The sequence below is a fragment of the Streptomyces sp. NPDC052023 genome (genome assembly GCF_044548465.1).
Classification (GTDB): Bacteria; Actinomycetota; Actinomycetes; order Streptomycetales; family Streptomycetaceae; genus Streptomyces.
The window spans coordinates 1-18429 of record NZ_JBIUBW010000031.1 but is presented as its reverse complement, the minus strand read 5'-3'; the positions used below and the strand labels follow the sequence as shown (position 1 = coordinate 18429).

15 protein-coding genes and 3 pseudogenes are annotated in these 18429 nt (G+C 68.0%); 7 read left to right on the top strand and 11 right to left on the bottom strand.

The window, feature by feature from the left end; all coding sequences use genetic code 11:
* Positions 1-14: 14 nt before the first annotated feature.
* Positions 15-3308 carry a trypsin-like peptidase domain-containing protein gene (locus ACIHCM_RS35355; protein WP_399905453.1) on the top strand — a complete coding sequence of 1098 codons (3294 nt, stop codon included), beginning with the start codon at positions 15-17 and terminating at the stop codon, positions 3306-3308.
* Positions 3309-3354: 46 nt separating this feature from the next.
* Positions 3355-3486, top strand: a pseudogene (locus tag ACIHCM_RS35350) (IS5/IS1182 family transposase); the annotation flags it as partial.
* A gap of 391 nt (positions 3487-3877) precedes the next feature.
* Here the strand turns inward: ACIHCM_RS35350 and ACIHCM_RS35345 are convergent.
* Positions 3878-4327, bottom strand: a pseudogene (locus tag ACIHCM_RS35345) (recombinase family protein); the annotation flags it as partial.
* 250 nt (positions 4328-4577) lie between these two features.
* Positions 4578-5318, bottom strand: coding sequence for a class I SAM-dependent DNA methyltransferase (locus ACIHCM_RS35340; protein ID WP_399905450.1), 741 nt, complete (start codon positions 5316-5318; stop codon positions 4578-4580).
* On the opposite strand from ACIHCM_RS35340, the gene ACIHCM_RS35335 reads away from it, so the two are divergent.
* Positions 5317-6798 (top strand): GNAT family N-acetyltransferase, encoded by a 1482-nt coding sequence (locus ACIHCM_RS35335; RefSeq protein WP_399905447.1) that lies wholly within the window; start codon positions 5317-5319, stop codon positions 6796-6798. The genes ACIHCM_RS35340 and ACIHCM_RS35335 overlap by 2 nt on opposite strands.
* A gap of 112 nt (positions 6799-6910) precedes the next feature.
* On the opposite strand, the gene ACIHCM_RS35330 is transcribed toward ACIHCM_RS35335, so the two are convergent.
* The 4 genes from ACIHCM_RS35330 to ACIHCM_RS35315 all read right to left on the bottom strand — a co-directional run bounded on the left by ACIHCM_RS35330 (position 6911) and on the right by ACIHCM_RS35315 (position 10485).
* Entirely contained in the window at positions 6911-7309 is a 399-nt protein-coding gene (locus tag ACIHCM_RS35330) for a hypothetical protein (RefSeq protein WP_399905444.1), read from the bottom strand.
* Between the two features lie 159 nt (positions 7310-7468).
* Complete coding sequence (locus ACIHCM_RS35325; RefSeq protein WP_399905441.1) at positions 7469-8185, bottom strand: TSUP family transporter; 717 nt, start codon at positions 8183-8185, stop codon at positions 7469-7471.
* 49 nt (positions 8186-8234) lie between these two features.
* The gene (locus ACIHCM_RS35320) at positions 8235-9641 is read right to left on the bottom strand and encodes a hypothetical protein (RefSeq protein ID WP_399905438.1); all 1407 of its coding nucleotides are present in this window, start codon (positions 9639-9641) and stop codon (positions 8235-8237) included.
* 10 nt (positions 9642-9651) lie between these two features.
* On the bottom strand, positions 9652-10485 hold the full coding sequence (locus ACIHCM_RS35315) for a hypothetical protein (RefSeq protein ID WP_399905434.1): 834 nt from the start codon (positions 10483-10485) through the stop codon (positions 9652-9654).
* 355 nt (positions 10486-10840) lie between these two features.
* On the opposite strand from ACIHCM_RS35315, the gene ACIHCM_RS35310 reads away from it, so the two are divergent.
* The 3 genes from ACIHCM_RS35310 to ACIHCM_RS35300 all read left to right on the top strand — a co-directional run bounded on the left by ACIHCM_RS35310 (position 10841) and on the right by ACIHCM_RS35300 (position 13018).
* Positions 10841-11695, top strand: coding sequence for an IS5 family transposase (locus ACIHCM_RS35310; protein ID WP_399905431.1), 855 nt, complete (start codon positions 10841-10843; stop codon positions 11693-11695).
* Positions 11692-12090 carry a hypothetical protein gene (locus ACIHCM_RS35305; protein WP_399905428.1) on the top strand — a complete coding sequence of 133 codons (399 nt, stop codon included), beginning with the start codon at positions 11692-11694 and terminating at the stop codon, positions 12088-12090. The genes ACIHCM_RS35310 and ACIHCM_RS35305 overlap by 4 nt, the downstream gene beginning before the upstream one ends.
* A gap of 61 nt (positions 12091-12151) precedes the next feature.
* Complete coding sequence (locus tag ACIHCM_RS35300) at positions 12152-13018, top strand: GNAT family N-acetyltransferase (protein ID WP_399905425.1); 867 nt, start codon at positions 12152-12154, stop codon at positions 13016-13018.
* 129 nt (positions 13019-13147) lie between these two features.
* Here the strand turns inward: ACIHCM_RS35300 and ACIHCM_RS35295 are convergent, their stop codons facing one another.
* The 4 genes and pseudogenes from ACIHCM_RS35295 to ACIHCM_RS35280 all read right to left on the bottom strand — a co-directional run bounded on the left by ACIHCM_RS35295 (position 13148) and on the right by ACIHCM_RS35280 (position 17359).
* On the bottom strand, positions 13148-15058 hold the full coding sequence (locus tag ACIHCM_RS35295) for a Tn3 family transposase (RefSeq protein ID WP_399905422.1): 1911 nt from the start codon (positions 15056-15058) through the stop codon (positions 13148-13150).
* 773 nt (positions 15059-15831) lie between these two features.
* Positions 15832-16272: pseudogene (locus tag ACIHCM_RS35290) on the bottom strand (ATP-binding protein); the annotation flags it as partial.
* Between the two features lie 26 nt (positions 16273-16298).
* Positions 16299-16997 carry a hypothetical protein gene (locus tag ACIHCM_RS35285; RefSeq protein WP_399905419.1) on the bottom strand — a complete coding sequence of 233 codons (699 nt, stop codon included), beginning with the start codon at positions 16995-16997 and terminating at the stop codon, positions 16299-16301.
* A 77-nt stretch (positions 16998-17074) separates the two neighbouring features.
* The gene (locus ACIHCM_RS35280; protein WP_399905416.1) at positions 17075-17359 is read right to left on the bottom strand and encodes a hypothetical protein; all 285 of its coding nucleotides are present in this window, start codon (positions 17357-17359) and stop codon (positions 17075-17077) included.
* A 132-nt stretch (positions 17360-17491) separates the two neighbouring features.
* On the opposite strand from ACIHCM_RS35280, the gene ACIHCM_RS35275 reads away from it, so the two are divergent.
* A complete protein-coding gene (locus ACIHCM_RS35275) occupies positions 17492-18262 on the top strand; it encodes a GntR family transcriptional regulator (RefSeq protein ID WP_399905413.1) in 771 nt (256 codons plus the stop codon).
* On the opposite strand, the gene ACIHCM_RS35270 is transcribed toward ACIHCM_RS35275, so the two are convergent.
* Positions 18226-18429, bottom strand: a 204-nt coding sequence (locus ACIHCM_RS35270) for a hypothetical protein (protein ID WP_399905410.1), incomplete at its 5' end; no start/stop codon positions are given. The genes ACIHCM_RS35275 and ACIHCM_RS35270 overlap by 37 nt on opposite strands.

Sequence of the window (18429 nt, the reverse complement as noted above, 5' to 3'; positions counted from 1 at the left end):
GCACCGGGGTATTGATGGAGGAGCGGCGGCGGGTCGCCCTGGTGGAGGCTGCGGGGCAGGGCTCCGGCTATGTGCTCGGCGCGCGCCTCGTCCTCACCGCCCGGCACGTCCTGGGCACCCTGGACCACGCGACCGTCCGCACCCCCGGCGGCGCGCCGGTCCGCTGCGAGGTCGTATGGGCCCGTTCCGACGGGCCGTACGACGCCGCCCTGCTGCTGGCCGATGACGATCTCGTCCCGGATCCAGACCCCGTGCGCTGGGGCACGCTCGTGACGTCGGACGCGTCCGAGGTCTCCATTCTCGGGTTCTCTGCGCTGGCCGGCCGCGAAGGGCGAGTCGGATCCATGGTCTTCCGGGGCTCGGCAGACCCTCTGGAAGCGGTGGAGACCGACCGCTACGTCTTGGACCTGATCGGGAACCCGCCGCTCGGCCCGGTGGACAGGTCGCCCTGGGCCGGTATGTCCGGCGGGGCCCTCTGGTGCCACGGCGTCCTCGTCGGCGTCGCGGTGGCGGATCTTCCGGGCTGGCCGCACAGCAGGCTGGAGGCCGTCCCTGCGTACGCCCTGCTGGCCGACGCCGCTTTCCGAGAGCTGATCCTCCGGCACACCGAACGGGATGTGCAGCTGGAGCCCGCCGAGTTCGCGGACGGCGCGGAGGCGGCGGCCCCGCTGGTCCCCCGTTCCGTGGCGTCGCTGCTCCACCCCCGGGCCGAGACCGTGCGGTTCTCCGGGCGCCGCGAACTGCTCGCCGAGATGACCGCGTGGAGCGCCGAGGGCGACGACGTGGCACTGGCCCTGCTCACCGGCGCGGGCGGGGCCGGGAAGTCCCGGATCGCCCGTGAACTGGGGCACCGGCTGACTGCGACGCGGTACGCGATCGTGTATCTGACCCGCCACGAGAACGCGCGCCACCACCGCATGCTCGCCCGGACCACGGCCCCGGTCCTGCTTGTCGTCGAATACGCGGAGAGCCGCGTCGAGCAGGTCCGCTCGCTGCTGGACGAGTTGGTCCGCCGCCCGCGCGGGATCCCCTTCCGCGTGCTGCTCATCGCCCGCTCGGTGGGCCGCTGGTGGGACGAGGTGCGCGAGAGCGGCCCCGAGGCGGCCGATCTTGCCGAGCGCGCGCGGCGCTGGTCGATCACGGGCACCGAGTCGCTCGGCATGGACGCGCGCGAGGCGTTCCGCACGGCGGTGGCCGACCTCGCCCGCGGGGTCGCCGCGCTCGGCCTGCCCACGCCCGTCTCGCCCGTCGCGGACACGGGGCTGCGGCGTCCGCCGACGACCGTGCTGGAGATCCATATGGCGGCCCTCGCAAGCCTTCTCGCGCCCCATGCGCCGACCACCGTGCGGGGCACCCAGGACACCCTGCTTCTGCACGAGGCCACGTACTGGAGGAAGACTTCCCGGAAGGCGCCCCTGGACGGCCTGGGCGAGGTGGCCCTGCGCAACGCCGTCGTCACGGCCACGCTGGTGGGACCCGTTCCCCGCGACCGCGCTCACGCGATCCTCGCACGCGTGCCGCGCGTCGGTGACCAGCCAGAGGCCGTGCGCCGCGCGATCGCCGACTGGCTGCGGGACCTGTATCCCCGCCCCGACTCCGCCGAGGGCGGCACCTGGTACTGGGGCGCTCTGGAACCCGACCCTCTGGGTGAGTATCTGGTGGGCACCCGGGTCGTGGAGGAGCCCGAGATCTTCCTTCGGCTCATCGAGGAGCTGGGCAACGAGGAGATGGCCAACGCCCTGGTGGTGCTGAGCAGGGCCGCGGCATGGACGGACGGGCTGCCGGACGTCCTTCGGACGGCTGTACGGACCTCGCCGGGGATGTTGGCGCCCCGTCTGGTGCGGGCGGCGACGCGCAGCGCGGAACCGGCGCTGTTGATCGACGCGTTGGACGTGATCCTGGCGGAGGGGCTGCTGCCGCCCGATCAGTTGGGGGAACTCGCGCGACGGACGCCTGTGTTGACCCAGGCATTGGCCGACTGGAACGTACGGCTGCTGCGTCTGATGGTGGAGATCGCCGAAAATGGCTCGGCAGGTGACCCGCAGCAGCGCGCGGGCGCCCTGTTCAACCTCGCGACGAGGCTTCTGTCCGCCGAGCACTACGAGGAGACCCTGACCACCACTGCGTCGGCGCTGGCTCTCCTCGACACGGTGCCCACAGCGCCAGGGTGGCTCAGGGGAACGCTGCTGGCCCAGCGAACCCGGGCACTCTTCGTACTCGGACGCGCCGAGGAGTCCGTGGCGGAGGGCGAAGAGGCCTTGGCGCTGCTTTCCGACTGGCGGGCGGACGACCCGGACATGAGAACGTTCAATCTGGCCGGGCTGCTGAACAATCTTTCTTACGGTCTCGCCGCCACCGGCCGCCTCGACGAGGCGCTGGTCAAGGCCGGGACCTCCGTGGACATGCGCCGGGAACTGGCCTCCCGCGACCCCGCAGTGCGCCCCGATCTCGCCCGGTCGCTCAACACGTTGTCGCGTCACCAGTACAGGGCAGGAGACCTGGACAAGGCCCTGGAGGCGGCCGAGGAGTCACTGCGTGTCCGCCGGGCGGCAGCCGAGGACAGGCCGGACGCCTATCTCTCCGAGCTCGAGTCCACGCTGAGCCACCTGGCGGACATCTTGATCCATCTCGGTGACTTCACCAGAGTGCGGGAGACCATCCGGGAGGCCGCGTCGGTCCAGCGGCAGCTGGATCCCTCCGATCCGGACGAACGCCAGTGGGACTACGTGCGGACCCTCCTGGACGTGGCGGAACTCAGCGTCGAAGCCGAGGCCCACGAGGAAGCGATGGAGATCGCGGACGAGGCCGTCACCCTGGCCAGGCGGCTCGTTGTGGACCGGGGCCGTAACCATCTACCGCTGCTGGGCGGAGCCTTCCTCATGCAGTCGAAGACGTTGGGCGCTGCGGGCCGGCCCGCGGTGGCTGTTCGCGTGAACAACAAGGCGGCGCAGGTCTTCCGTTCTGTACTCCGCGACACGACGGACTATGCACTGGGACTGCTGACCGCGCTGGACAACCAGGTGCACTTCCTGACACTCGCACGCAGATTCGCGGATGCCGAGCATGCCGCCGCCGAAGCCCTGACCGTCCTTGAAACGCTGGAGCAGCCGGAGGACCTCGCCGACGCCTATCTGAGGCACGCCAGAACCCTGCTCGCTCTCGACCGTCTGCCGGAGTTCGAGGAGGCCCGCAGCGCGACCCTGGAGCTCTACGAGCGTCTGGACAGCGAATCGCCGGGTGACTACGCGCAAAAGATTGCCGAGGCCAAGTCCCTCGGCCTCGAGCCCCCTCAGTCCGCCTCCCGGTAGGCCGCCGCCTCCTCCATGTCAAGCCGCCGCAGCAGTGTTCAATCACCGGCAGATCCGCACGGTCATCCCGCAGCCATCCGACCAGCTTGACCAGCGTCTGCGACGGGGCCGCCAAGGCGGACGCCCACCCGCCGTCGACGTGGACGGTGCGTATCGGCCCTCGGGAGTATCCGAACGGAAATGCCGTCGAGCGGCTGGCAGCGGGCGAGGAGCCCTCGGTGCACGGCGGGGACGGCGCTGACGCGCAGGGTGTAGCCCTGGCCGCGCCGCACGGTGACGCCCTGGTCGAGCGCGGCGCGCTCGGCGGGCTCCAGCTCGGCCAAGCGGAGGAAGTCGGCGACCTTGCCCGGCATGTCGAGGACGACCGGCAGCTCCGGGGCCGGGATGCCCGGGTCGTCGGCCGTGTGCTCGGGCAGGAGATCGGCGACGGCGGTGCGGATCGCGCCGCGGCTGACGCCGTGGTCGCGCGCGAGGGCGGCGATGGACCGGCCCTCCAGGTACGCAGTGCGCACGGCGTCAATCCTGTCGGCCGCCACGGCGGGGCGGCGCCCGCCCTTGCTGCCCCTGGCCTCGGCGGCGCGCAGCCCGTCGTAGGTCAGCTCGCATTGGAGGTCTCGCTGGAGTTCGCCGGCGGCGGCGAGGGTCTGCACCATGAACTTCACGATGGACAGCAGCTCGCCGGTGCGCGGGTGGCGGGCGGTGAGGTCCATCGCGGAGAACGCGCCGTCGTGGATGCGCAGCGCGAGGCGGTCGCGGTGGAGGACGTCGAGCAAGTCGAGGATGTGGCCGGTGCCGCGTACAAGACGGAACATCTCGGAGATGTGCACGGTGTCGCCGGGCCGCGCGTAGGTGAGCAGTTCGCGGAACTTCGGCCGCTGGAGCGGGTGGAGCCGGCTGGAGGTGCCGGGGTCCTCTTCGAAGACGACCGGGTCCTCGATCTCGGCCTCGTCCAGGACGAGGTCCTGGCGGGCGGTCGACTGCTGGTCGGTCGAGACTCGCTTGTAGACCAGGTTCGCCACTCGTGGGCCCCTTCCGTACGGAGGAATGGACCCTATCTGTCGTCAAACCCTGTCAGCAATCACCATCGGATCTGATTGGATTCCGGCCGCCGCGAACGCCTCGATTGCACGGGTTCATTGGACGCGTCGGTCGCCTGTCGTCAAACGATCGTTTGCCGACAGATCGATTCGGCGCGATGGTACTCCAGCACGTCATACGTCCACGTCGGGTTTGTCCCTACTCGGACCCCGCTCGCCCGCGTCGCCGTGGTCACTCTGTGGGTTTCTCCCAGATCGAGACGTGCTGGCGGCTCTCGCTTGAGAACGGCTCTCCCGTCCAGGTGTCCCACCGCTCACGCAGTCGCAATCCGGCGAGTTGAGCCATCAGGTCGAGTTCCGACGGCCAGACGTAGCGGAAGGGGGTCGACGTGTACGTAGCGCGCCCGTCGACGATGTCGATGTAGTTCGAACTCGTCGCCTGAGTGGCGACGTCGTAGATGTCGAAGGCGCAGCGCGTCGGGCTCACCTGGTAGGGCACGATGTTCTGCCCGGCGGGGAGCCTTCGCAGTTCGGGCACCATGACCTCGACGACGAAGCAGCCGCCGGACTCGAGGTGAGCCGCAGCGTTACGGAAACACGCCACCTGCCCCTCCTGCGACGTCAGATTCATGATCGTGTTGGCGACCAGGTAGGCCACGGAGAACGTGCCGTCCACCCTCGTCGTCGCGAAGTCGCCTATCGTCACATCGATCGCGCCACCTCCGGGCTTCGCACGAAGCCGGTCGACCATCGCCCGTGACAACTCGATGCCATGGACCGGCACGCCTCTGTCGACCAGCGGCAACGCGATCCGTCCCGTCCCGATGCCCAGCTCAAGGACGCGGCCGCCGGCTGCGAGTTCCACCAGCACATCGACGGCGGGAACCACGACCTCCGGCTCGAACAACTCGGCTAGCGACTCGTCGTACGTCGCGGCGACGCTCTCTCCGAAGTAGCCGTCCTCGTCGTCCATGGCGCGGACCGTACTGCCCGCGAGTCTCGCGACGCATGCGAATATTGCCGAGCCCGTCAGGCCCACCTGCAGCAGCGCCCACGAGGTCCCGGCGCCGGCCATCCATGGCCAGGTCCTCCGACACGCGAGCCCCCACCAGATATTCGGTTGCTCGCCTGTGAAGGCGGTGGATGCAATGTCCGGCATGGTGACTGAGGTCCGCCCGCCGCGACACGATGAGATGGCTGCGTACTACCGGGCATTGCCGTACGCGAACGGCTTGCCGAGCTGGGAGCCCGCGGACGCGGCGTGGCACGGCGGCCCCGAACCGTGGCCCCCGCAGCGCACGCCCGCGAGTGGGGACCAGCTTGAGAAGTGGGCCGCAGCAGACATCAAGGACAAAGCGTTCCACCCGATCGGGACGTTCGTCGACGGCAGATGCGTCGGCGCATCGGCAACCATCTCCTTCGACGTGACGGTTCCCGGCGGGGGAACGGGGAGGATGGCCGGCGTCACTGCCACCGGGGTGATTGCGACGCACCGCCGGCGCGGGTACCTGCGGCAGATGATGCAGGCCATGTTCGATGCGGCCCTGGAGCGAGGCGAGCCGTTGGCGATGCTCAGCGCGAGCGAGGGCAGCATCTACGGACGGTTCGGGTTCTCGCCCGCGACCTACCGCACTCGGTGGGAGCTGGCCCGTCACGAAGCTGCCCTCCTTCCGGCAGAGCCCGATCCCGGGTCGCTGGAGCTGGTCGACGCGGCCCGGGCCAAGAAGGCGTGGCCTCGGGTGCATGCGGAGGTGCGTGCCCACCGCATCGGGGAACTCGGCCCTCTCCCCGGGCGCTGGGACGGGCTGTCCGACGAAGCAGACGGCACCAACGGGCCGCTGCGCTATCTCACCCACCGCGACCAGCACGGCAATGTGGACGGCATCGCCAACTTCCGGCTGCCGTGGTCACCGACCACGGACCGTGCCGGAACGCTCGTGGTGGAAGCCCTGGAGGCGACGAACCCCGTGGCCTACCGGGCCCTGTGGGGACTACTGATCGACTTCGACCTCACCAAGACCGTCGTAGCAGCCGGCCGACCACGCGACGAACCCCTGCGGTGGATGCTCACCAACCCGCGGGCGATGCGCATCACCCGCCAGACCGACAACCTCTGGGCGCGCCTTCTCGACGTCTCCCGCGCACTGACGCAACGCTCGTACCTGACGCCCGGCGAGCTGAAGTTCACCATCGACGACGACCGGATGTGCCCGGCGAACAACAGGACCTGGCATCTGCGAGCAGACGGCCCCGTGGCGATGTGCGTTCCCACCGACGAGACGGCAGACCTGACCATCACGCTCTCAGCTCTCAGCTCCCTCTACTTCGGGGGCATGTCGGCGCACCACCTGGCGTATTCGGGCCACATCGCTGCGCACACCGACGGTGCGATCGGGCAGCTGGCTCGGATGTTCTGGACCGACCCCGAACCGCACAACTCCTTCGGCTTCTGACGAGGCGGTGCCTGGCGAGTGATGCCTTCGGCTGGTCAGGCCGCTTGGCCGTAGCCCTCGGTGCGTGGACTGTCGGCGCGTGACCCAGAAACGTCACGTGACTGAGAGGGCGTTAAGTCCGTTTCTGGTAGCGGCCTCGTCCGGGTTGAGTGAGGAAGCCTTGGCGGGTGAGGCGTCCGAGGCGGCTGCGGGTGATGTTGACGGATGCCTCGTCGGTGGGCATGCCGAGGAGTTCGTGCAGCTCACGGGCTCGGAACTCTTGATCGGGATGCTGGTTGAAGGTGTTCACGATGGCCTGGTAGGCGGTGTTCGTCTCGGGCGGTGCGGGTTGGCCTGAAGCCGGTGTGAGTTCGGCGATGACCTTCCGGGTGGTGACCAGGTCCGCGAGTCGCGCTTCGGTCTCGCTCAGGGCGGCGGTCAAGTCCTGGATCTGGTCGCGTAGTTCACCGGCCCGGGCGGTGGTCTCGTCGTGCTGGGCCTGGAGGCCGGCCAGGAGCTCGGTGACGTTCACGCGGCCAGCCCGATGGTGTCGCGCCAGGACGGGGCGGGTGTGGTGAGTCGGCGGGCCATGTTCGCGATAGAGTAACAACCTGGGCCCCGGGGGCGGCTCCCCCGGCCTTCGGCTGGTGATGCCGCTGAGCCAGGGCGGACCAGCTGCCGGGGACAGGGCTCACAGGCCCATCAGGAGACGGCCCGTGTAACCCGCCATGACGGTCCAGAACAGGCCGGCATAGCCTCGTTCGCCGATCCTGCTGTTGAAACGCCGCCCGAAGAAGGTCGCGACCAGCATGAGGGGAAAACAAGCCAGGGCGATCACGTAGTCCCCGGCATTCAGCAGCGACGCTTCCGTCCACACAGCCGTTTTCATGGCGTCCCCGAGGAGCGAAGCGAGCGACAGGGCGCCCACGAGGTGCATCCGGTCAACATCGAGTCCGCGGATCGCGAGCCCCTTGAGAGGGCCGGACGTACCACTGAATCCTGAGGTCGCGCCTGCGGCGAAGGCCAGGATCGGCGAGCCGGTGCGCCGCAGGCGCTGGAGCCCGAGGGACTCGAAGAGGAATGCCGCCGCGAAGGAGAGGAGTACGGCAATGGTGACGGTCCGTTCCGGCGCCCATACCAGCAGCTTTGCGCCGAGGAAGGTCCCGGCGGTGATCAGCACGATAACCGGGGCGGCCTTCCGGTAGGGGATCGTTTCCCGGTAGGCGCAGACCTTGACGGCATTGTTCACCGCGAGGAGCAAGGCCGCCAGGGCCACACCGGATTTCGTTCCGAGCACCAGGGCCAGCGTAGGGACGAGGATCAGACTGCCGCCGAATCCTGCGGCGGCCGAGAGCGTGAACGCGGCACCTACGGCGACGAGGACGATCGGGACGAGATACACCTCCACAGGCGCTCCTTCGGTGCATGTGCTTGCGGAAGGATTTGAGGACAGCGACTCAGCCCACGTCCGGTCCTGGCCCGGCGACGGGCTCGCAGCCGTCGACGAGCGGATGGATAGTCCAGCGGTGCTCCAGCTTCTGCTGTGTCTGCCGCGTGGCGGCATCAAAGGACTCGTGGAGCATCGAGCACCATGCGTCTCGGAGTTCGGCAGCTTTCTTGGCGAACTCCGTGCTCTCCAGCCCTTTCAGCATCGCCTCCTGGTCGAGGCCGAACACGTCGTCTTTGGCCTCCGAAAACTTGGGGTCCCACGTCAGCAGACCGCTCCGGCGGATGGAATCGGGCTCGATCTTTACCACCGCCATCAGCGGGTGAAGTTCGTGCCAGCCCTGATGGAATCCGTCGTAGACATGCTCCCCCAGTACGGCAACCCTGCTGCCCTTCCTGATCGGTCCGAGGGCCTTGTCCCCGACGTTGGCATCCTCCACTTCACCGGGAGTGGCATAGAAGACGGCCTTGAGTACGGCATCGAAGAGTGCTTTGCCCAGAGCTGCCGCCGCCGCTCCGCCGGCGAGCGCACCCAGGAGCGCCCCGATGACCGCGCCGATCAGACAGCCCACCGGTCCGAAGAACCAGGAACCGAGGGCACAGCCCGCAGTGGCCCCCGCCCATCCACCCGCACTGGCTCCCGCGGCGGTCGCGGTGACGAGGACCGTCGCGAGCGTGCCGAACCACAGGGCCATGTCGTTCATCCGGACCCAGAAATCTCCTTCTGCCTCGCAATGCAGTGTGCTTGCCGTGTGGATTTCCTTCCGTTTCGGGTCGTTGTTCTGGTTGATGTATCCCACGCCGTAGTCCGGGTCGGGCTCCATCAGGTGCGGTTTGGGCCGGAGAAGTTCCTGCCCCTGGAAATTATCCAGGTATATCTCATTGCGCGGATTGGCGGAGATGTCGGTGTCTGCGCCAGTCGTTCCGTAGAGAGGCGGCGCGGCGGTCGGGCCGGATTCTGGTTCCGGCGGTTCGTGGAGTGTGTCGTAGTTGTCCGCGGGCCGATGCGGCATCAGTATCACGTCGAAGTATTCGTCGTTGTCGAAATCGCCGTAGGCCGTGCCCCCCTCCGGGTCGCGCCACGCCGAGTGTTTCGGTTCCTCGCGCACCGTTCCGACCGCGCATTTCGGTTCTCTGGAGAGGCAGATGAGCCGGTGAAAGTGCCACTGGTAAGAAACGTGTTTGATTGCGGTGGCCACCCCGGTGATGATCCCCGTGAAGAACCCGACGATGGCCCCGATGGCCAGGCCGACGGGCCCGCCGATCGCCCCGATGAGGGTAATGCTTCCCCAGAGCGTGAGCGCGAGAATGGCGTGGACGACCACAACGCCGAGGAGGTCGCTCTTCTTGAACGGCCTGCTGGAAGGATGCAACTCGCGCTGATACTCGTAGCATTGGGTGAACTTCTTGAAAGCCACAGCTCCTCCCTCAGGTGGTCGCCACCTTCAAGGTCACACCGCCCACGAGTTCCCTCGCCTCCCCGGGCCCCAGCGCGAATCCGTGGACATTGAAGGTCGCGGTCCCCGAGAAGTCCGGGTCGTCGGGTTCGATCACCACTTCGACGATGGTTTCCTCGCCGGAGTCGAGAACGGTGTCGGCGGGTGTGATACGAACCGACCACCCTCGCGGAATCGGGAACATGCCGTATGCCTGCGTACGCCGGGCCCATTCCCAGCGGGCACGGCTCTCGGCAATGCGGGTCGGGGTACGCTCCCGGTCCGCGAACTGCTGCTCGTATTCCGGGTCGCACGGGCGCGAGTCCGGCCGGTACGAGTCGGCTTCGAATACGAAATGCCGCCGCACCGCAGCAGTATTGCGCAGAGTGAACGTGAAGCGTGCCGGTGAGGCGGCCACACCCACCATGACGTTGTCCTGCCCGAGATTGTTGTCGGGGTTCGCGTCGTCATGCCAGTGCAGATGGGCTTGCAGGCAGTAGTGGCCCGGCTCCGCCGGAGTACGCCAGGTGAAATATGTGAATGCGGGGTGGTCCGGGGTTCCCTTGACGCCCAGATCGACGACGGCCTCGCCGACGGGGACGGAGAGGGTACCGATCCCGAAGCTCAGTTGGGAGAGCGTCACCTTGACCCCGACCGCCGGGGCCGAGTACGAACCGTTCCACACGCGGACCCGCACTTCGTATGCGTGATCGGGCAGGATCGGTGACACCGGCACCGGAACTCCGCCGTCGAACAGCGTGATATCCGGATTGTCCCAGGTGACAGCCAGCCCTTGAGCCATCAGATAGTACTGCGCGTAGATCAAGGGGTCAGGACGTATGTACACGTCCTGCAGCGGTGGATGACACGGGTCAGGCTGGGGCTGTCGACAGCGGAGACGGACAGCCCGGCATACCTCCCGCGTCACCGAGAAGAGCGAGGAGAGCTGACCGAGCACGCTCGGAATGAGAGCGAAGGCGCCGGTCAGCCTGCGGACGACTGTGCCCATGACTCCTGTACTTTCCGTCATGCGACCCCTACTCACACTATGCGGCGATCCTTCATCATCCGCTACTTAATGGGCGTTTAGGTCCGATCTTCCTCGGTTCGCGATCGCTCGATCGTGGTACTGATCGCCACGGCAGCCACCTGCTAGACATGTCCATGCTGAGATGCGGGCCATGGAGAGAAAGCCGTACCCCAGCGACCTATCGGACGAGCAGTGGGCGTTGATCGAGCCGATGATCACCGCCTGGAAGCAGGGCCGGATGGCACGGTCGGCCACCGGGGATCCCGGGGCCTGCGACCTGCGGGAGGTCGTGAACGCGATCTTCTACCAGAACCGGACGGGCTGTCAGTGGCGCTACCTGCCCCATGACCTGCCGGCCTGGTCGGCGGTGTTCTACTACTTCACGCTGTGGCGTCAGGACGGCCTGGACCAGCGGATCCAGGAACTCCTGCGCTGCCAGGTCCGGGAGAGAGCCCGGCGATTAGAGGACCCGTCCCTCGTGATCATCGACACCCAGTCCGTGCGCGCGGCCGCCGGTGTCCCGAAGACCACGACGGGACTGGACGCTAACAAGAAGGTGTCGGGCCGCAAGCGGGGACTGGCCGTCGACGTGCTGGGGCTGATCATCGGCGTTGTCGTGCTCGCCGCATCCGCCCACGACAACGCCGCCGGCACCGCTCTGCTTGACCAGGCGGCCGAGCGGTGCGGGCTGCGCCTAGAGAAGGCTCTGGTGGACCAGGGCTTCAAGGACGAAGTCCTCATCCACGGTGCCCTGCTGGACATCGACGTCGAAGTCGTCCGCCGCAACCCGGCTGACCAGGGCAAAGGCTTCGTTCCGCAACCGAAGAGATGGATCGTGGAGCAGGTCAACGGCACGTTGATGCTGCACCGCCGACTGGCCCGCGAGTACGATCACCGGCCCGACACGTCCGCCTCGCGCGTCTACTGGGCCTCTATCGCGAACATGGCCCGCCGACTCACCACACCCGCCCCGTCCTGGCGCGACACCATCGGGCTGGCCGCGTGAACGTCACCGAGCTCCTGGCCGGCCTCCAGGCCCAGCACGACGAGACCACCGCCCGGGCCGGTGAACTACGCGACCAGATCCAGGACTTGACCGCCGCCCTGAGCGAGACCGAAGCGCGACTCGCGGACCTGGTCACCACCCGGAAGATCATCGCCGAACTCACACCGGCTTCAGGCCAACCCGCACCGCCCGAGACGAACACCGCCTACCAGGCCATCGTGAACACCTTCAACCAGCATCCCGATCAAGAGTTCCGAGCCCGTGAGCTGCACGAACTCCTCGGCATGCCCACCGACGAGGCATCCGTCAACATCACCCGCAGCCGCCTCGGACGCCTCACCCGCCAAGGCTTCCTCACTCAACCCGGACGAGGCCGCTACCAGAAACGGACTTAACGCCCACTGAAAGACGTTGAGCAAGTGCTCCCCGAGTCGAAGAGATCCGGGATCATGAAGCATGCTCCCGGATGACTGGCACCTCACCCAAGACGTTGACGACTTCCTCGCCCGAGCCGGGGGCTTCCTGCGCTCGCGCCCCGCTCTGCACAACACGCCGCTGACGGACATCGAGAAGCTGCGGATACGCAGGCCGGACGCACACGGCCCCGTCAGCGCCGTCTTCGGTTGGCTGGAGGCCGGAGGCGAGGTCCACGCGGTCTTCTATCTCACTTCGCGCGGCCGCCTGGGCCTCACTCCCCTCTCTGTCGAGCAGACCGACGCCCTCGCCGCCCATCTGACTGTCCTTGGCCACTCGCCCGCCAACGTCATCGCGGACCACGACACCGCCACCGCATTCGCCAGCTCCTGGCAGCGGCACACGGGCGCGGCGCCAGCACTCTTCTGGCGGACGCATCTCTACCGTCTCGGCACACTCACCCCGCCGCGGCCGCACCCGGAGGGCCGGGGCCGTCTCACGGGCGGGACAGACCGCGAATACGTCGTGCGCTGGTGCCGTGAGTTCTGCGTCGACGTCGGGGAGCAGTCCTCCATCGACTTGATCGACGCCGGATCCTGGGACGACTCACGCTTCGGCGACCGGCACTTCACCTTCTGGGAGACCCCGGAGGGCACCCCCGTCTCGATGGCAGCCGCGACCTCGGTCATCGGCGGCATGGTCCGGATCGACCCCGTCTACACCCCGGCCCACCTCCGGGGCCGCGGCTACGCGGGCGCCGTGACGGTCGAGGCGAGCCGGGCAGCGCTGGCCGCGGGCGCGACGGACGTCGTCCTGTTCACGGACCCGGACAACCCCACCAGCAACGCCCTCTACCAGCGCATTGGGTATGGCCACGTCGCCGACTTCGCCGGGTACAAGTTCTCCTGAAGCGCACCCCCAAGCCGGGTGAGGGCGTGATCGGCGCAAACGCACCTGTCACGTACCGGCTGTGACCGCCGCGAAGCGGCTGACGAAAGCGGTGGCGCGCACACTGATCAGCCTTCAGGTCGGTGACGCTCAGTTCTGCTCGCCGTCGTCGTCCTCGTCATCGGTGTGCGGGTCACGCAGCTGCCGCAGGCCCGGCGCGGCCGGCCGGGTGAAGGCGTAGCGGCCGAGGAAGTTGATGTGGTCGTACTGGAGTGGGGAGAGCCGGGCGAGCAGTTCGTCGGTGACGGGGAAGCCGTCGGCGGCCAGCTGTTTGACGGCGGCGTCGATGTAAAGGCTGTTGAACAGGACTACGCAGTTGAGGGCCAGGCCGAGGGCGCCGAGCTGGTCCTCCATGCCCTCGCGGTAATGCTGGCGCAGTTCGCCGCGCTGTCCGAAGAAGATCTTCCGGGCGAGGCGGTGGCGGGCCTCGGTGACGTTGAGCTGGGCGCCGATCATCCGCCGGTAGCCCTCATCTGAGACGAACTGGAGCAGGTGCAGGGTCTTGAAGATTCGACCGTAGTGGGCGAACGCGTCGCCCAGTCCCGTCGGTTTGCCATCCCGGGAGAGCATGCGAATGAGGTCATGGCCGCGGACCTCGCCCAGGGTCAGGGAGCCTGCTACGCGGAGCATGTCGCCCCAGTGGGCGCGTATGCGGTCCAGGCGGATGGTGTGGTTGGAGACCGGCTGGAGCGGCCCGTAGTCGGCCGCGGTGTTCGTCCGCCACAGCCGGGCGTCGGAGATGTCGGCGATCCTGGGTGAGAATTGGTAGCCGCAGATGGCGAACAGGCCGAAGACGATGTCGGAGTACGACGCGGTGTCGGTGATGACGGTCTCCGGCTTCGGGCCGCCGTCGCGGGCGTGGATGGCGTCCAGGATGAACAGCGAGTCGCGCAGCGTGCCCGGCACGACCACGCCGCCCAGCCCCATTACCTGGTCGTTTACCACGTTCAGCCAGGTGGCGCCCTTGTGCCGCAGCCCGAAATACCGGGGGTTCGAACCCGCGTACAGGGTCTGCACCGGCACGGTGAAGCGGACTCCGTCAGCGGAGGCGACCAGGCCGCCACCCCACGCCCTCACGACGTCGATCTTTGCCTGGGCCTCGATGAACAGGCCGTTCGCCACCGAGATGTTCTCCGCCCGGAAGTAGCCCTGATCGACCTGAACCAGACGGCCCCGGCTGAGCGCCGGGACGTCCGACTTGATGACCGGGGTGAACCCGACGTTGCACGCTTCCGTCAGCAGGACGGCGCACAAACTGGTGGTGAAGCCTTCCATATGGGAGTCGGCGCCGGAGATGTGCGTGAACGCGTCCGCCATCCCGGTCAACTCGGCGACCTCCAGCAGCAGCTCGGGGAAGTCGACCTTCGGCAGCATGCCGTTGACCAGCTGCCGGAACGGCGGCATGAGCTTGGGCTCCTCCGCCTTGCCGAGCTTGCCCAGCTTCAACTTCCCGCCCACTACCTCCAGCGCCGTGTTGCCCGGCAGCCCGGCAGCGACCTGGACATACGCGGCGTGCAGAGCGGAGGCGAGTTCGGCGAGGTGTCCGGCCGGTTCGCTCTCCAGGCCGAGCGCGGTGAGCACCTTCGGCTCGGCGGCTGTCCAATTCTCCCCGGCCAGCAGCTTGGCGCGGGGGTCGCCCCAGCGGTCGCCGTCCTTGGCGAACACGTCCCGCCGGCGCAGCGAGCGGTGCAGATGCTCCAGGACGCAGAACGAATACGCGGCCTTGTCGACCAAGCCGTGCGGCACGTTGGGGTTGGCGAACACCAGCCGCCGCCACGAGCCCGTCACCAGATCGGCGGCAACCTCTTCGATGCCGACCTTCTTGCGGCCGATCAGCTCCGGGAGCCGCTTGAGGGCCTGAACGACGGGCGCGCCGGCTTCCACGGCACCGAAGTCGATGACCTCGACCAGCAGGCGGATGAAGCCACGCACCGTGCCGTAGCGGGCGACCAGCTCGGCCCGCCATTCCGCGTCGTCGTCTCCGTCGCTGTCCGGGACCACCGAGGCGATCGTGGCGAGCGCCTCGGCCAGTTGGCTGGTCCCTTGGCAGCGAGGGCGTCGCGAGCGACGGTCACCACAACGTCGAAGGTCTGGCGCTCGATCGCCTGTGTACCGCTGGCGGGCGGCCCCGCGTAGGGGTAGATGCCTTCGTCCTTCAGCTGCCGCACCACCGCTGCCGAGATCTGGGCACCGCGTAGGGAGAGGTGTTCTCGGACTGCCTTGGCGGCTGCGTCCAGGAGGCCGCCGTGGGACATGAGCAGGGCGTGCAGGTCTTCGACGGAGATGTCGTTGAAGAGGTTGGACCGCAGGTAGGGCGTGAAGCTGACGATGCTGTCGGACCACTCCCGCCCTTGCTCGTACAGAGCGATGCCATCGGCGTTGCAGATGAGCATCCTGCGGTCACTCATCCGCTGATTCCACTCCACGAAGGTCACGACGGGGGCCGGGTCCTCCTGGGCGTACTCCTCCGGCAGGCACAGCGGCAGGTCGATGGGTTCACCGACGATGATGTCGCTGGGATCCAGCCGCTTGCCGTCGAACGTCACGCAGACGTCGGGGTAGGCCCTGAGGTAGAACGCCAACTTCGCGGTGAGGTTCGCGGCAGCGTCCTGACGGTCCAGGCCTCGCAGTGTCTTGCCCTGGGGAACGTCGATCCGGACCGTGGTGCCGGTCCTGTCACGGACGGGTGTCGTCTCTTCGGCCCGCCAGACGGTGGAGTGGTCGGCGTTTCCGCCAATCCAGACCCCGACAAGACTGCCGTCGACCTCAGCAACCGACTCCCAGGTCAGCCGGTCGCCCAGAGCGAGGGCATACAGGCGCCCCTCGCCGTTACGGCCGTGCAGGATGCGAGTGTTGCCTTCGGTGTGCGACTTTCCGGTCTTCCAGGTTTCGCCATATCCCGCGAACGCGGAGCGGGCCCGCTCCGGCGTCATGCCGTGCCCGTTGTCGGTCACCACGATCTGTGTGATGGCGTCCCACTCACGGCGCAGTTCGACGTCGACCAGTGTCGCGTTCGCGTCCAAGGCGTTCCACACCAGCTCTGCGACGGCAGCGATCTGGGGCTTCTTCTTGAACTGAAGGATCTTGCCCTCGCCGACCGACAACTGGAACTCTGTCGCGTGCGGCCCCGCTTGCGATGGGACGGCAACGCTCGCCACCCCTACCCCAACCCCGCTGTGGGAAGGGCCTTCTGTGTCGTGTTCCCCCGTAGGCATGCACAGACCGTACCCGTTACGCACGCTTAGTTACATATCGCGTGCGCAAGGCAGGTTCTGAATCTGTCCTCGGTCACGGCCAGGCGCACGGTCATTCGCGCGAGTGCCTCGTCGGCGGGCCGGGCGTGCGCGGCGGCGTTGTACGCGAGCCGGGACAGCACCTCGACCGCCGTGACGATGTCACCGGGCCACCTCAGTAGGGTCAGGCGCATGCGGGCATCGTTCCGGAGCCGGCGCAGGCCCGCCGGGGTCATGGCGTAGGACTGGGACCTTTCCCGGTCGACGGGTGCGGTGAGGACGGAGACCGGGGCGTCGGAGGGCTCGCTGACAGGCGGGAGCGTTCGGTGGTGCCCGGCGTGGGGGTAGGCGGCGAAGGCGGGCAGGCTCAGCAGCCACTCGCGCAGGGCTGTCTGTTCTGCAGGCGTGGTGGCCACCTCGTGCTCGGCCGGTACGACCAGACCGGCGGCTTCGCCGGTGGCCAGGAGATGTTCAACGGTGCGCCAGCCGGTGCGCAGCCGGGCCGGTAAGTGGAGGGGCGCCAGGTCGTAGGCCTCGTGCGTGACGGTCCACCCCTGCTGGGTGGCGAAGTCGCGCAGGGTCGCGAGCGTGCGGACGGCGATCCGCGAGTCGACGCTGGTCGTGTAGAGCACGACGTCGGCCCCTGCCGGGGCGGCCTCCGCGGTCGTGTGGAGGGGGCCGGAAGTGGTGGGTGTCGGATGGGTCATGCCGTCAGCTCCAGAGCCTTCAGGGTGATCGTTCGGCGTGGTGGAGCCGACGGGCTGGTCGCGGAACGCGGGGAGGGTCACGGAGGTGCCCCTTCGGCGGCCGTTTCGATCTCGGCCCAGATGACGGAGGTGCCGTTGTGCTGGACGCTGTGCCCGAAGCGGTCGGCGGTCTGCATCAGGAAGGCGAGCACGTCGAGGCGTACCGCTTCGCTGAGCGAGGCCGGCACCGGGGCTGAGATGCGCAGGCCGGTGTCGCTGGGTTCGGTGCGGACGGCTTCCTGATCGCCGTCGTCCAGGGGCACGCCGAGCGCGGTGCTGAGCATGGAGGCGATCGCGGTGGCCCTGGTCGTCGGCGAGCTCACGGATCTCCCCTGTACACGCGTGATCACATAACGTACATCTGATGCATTAGCTTGAACCTGATGCATTAGCTTGTCAATCGAGAGCCGTAAACCCGGCACCGAGACAGCCGCCGACCAGTACGGAGTCCGCGCATGGGCAACGCCGAGCCGCCGCACCAGGTGGTCGCAAGCGACCTGCGGCGTCGACTCACGGCAGGCGATTGGGAGGTCGGCGAGAAGCTGCCCTCACGTGCGCAACTCGCCCAGGCGTACGGCGTGGGCACCAACGTGGTGCAGAAGGCCGTGGAGCGCCTCATCGTCGAAGGGCTCCTCGAAGGCCGCACCGGATCAGGAACCTACGTGGCCCCGCCGCGCGAGCGGCGCCGGATGATCCGCTCCCGGCACCGCGAACGCCGCGGCGGCAGCCCCTTCCGCTCCGACATGCACGAGATCGGCAGCAGCGGAACCTGGGAGGCGTCCTCACAGGCCCGCACACCCGCCCCGGAGCACATCGCCCGGCGCCTTGGTATCGAGCCCGGCGACCCGACGGTGCGCACCGCCTATGAATTCCTCGCCGACGGCAAGCCCGCCCAGCTCTCCACCAGTTGGGAGCCGATGGCCATCACGGGCGGCACACCCATCCTGCTTCCCGAGATGGGCCCGCTGGCCGGCAAGGGCGTGGTCGAACGGATGCGCTCCATCGGCGTCGACATCGAAAGCTGGCTGGAGCTCCCGCGCCCTGCACGCGCCACTGAGGAACAGGCATCCCTGCTCGGCCTCAGTACCGGCGATCTGGTCCTGGCCATCGAGCGGACGTACTACGCGAGCGACGGCCGCGCTGTGGAGACGGCCGACATCGTCGTCCCGGACCGCAGTTGGGAAGTGGCCTATGAGTTCGCCGTCGACCCGCCCGAGCCCGCCTGACGATCCTCTTCGTGCGACGGCTGCTGGCCGAGCAGGGGCGTGAGCGCCATACGCAGTTCGTCGAGCTGGCGGTAGTAGGACTCCGTTAGGTCTTCCTGTTCGTGCTGATCAAGAGCATGGTGGGTTGGTGGATTTACATGAAGTGAGGCGTGTTCGGGCGACGTTGG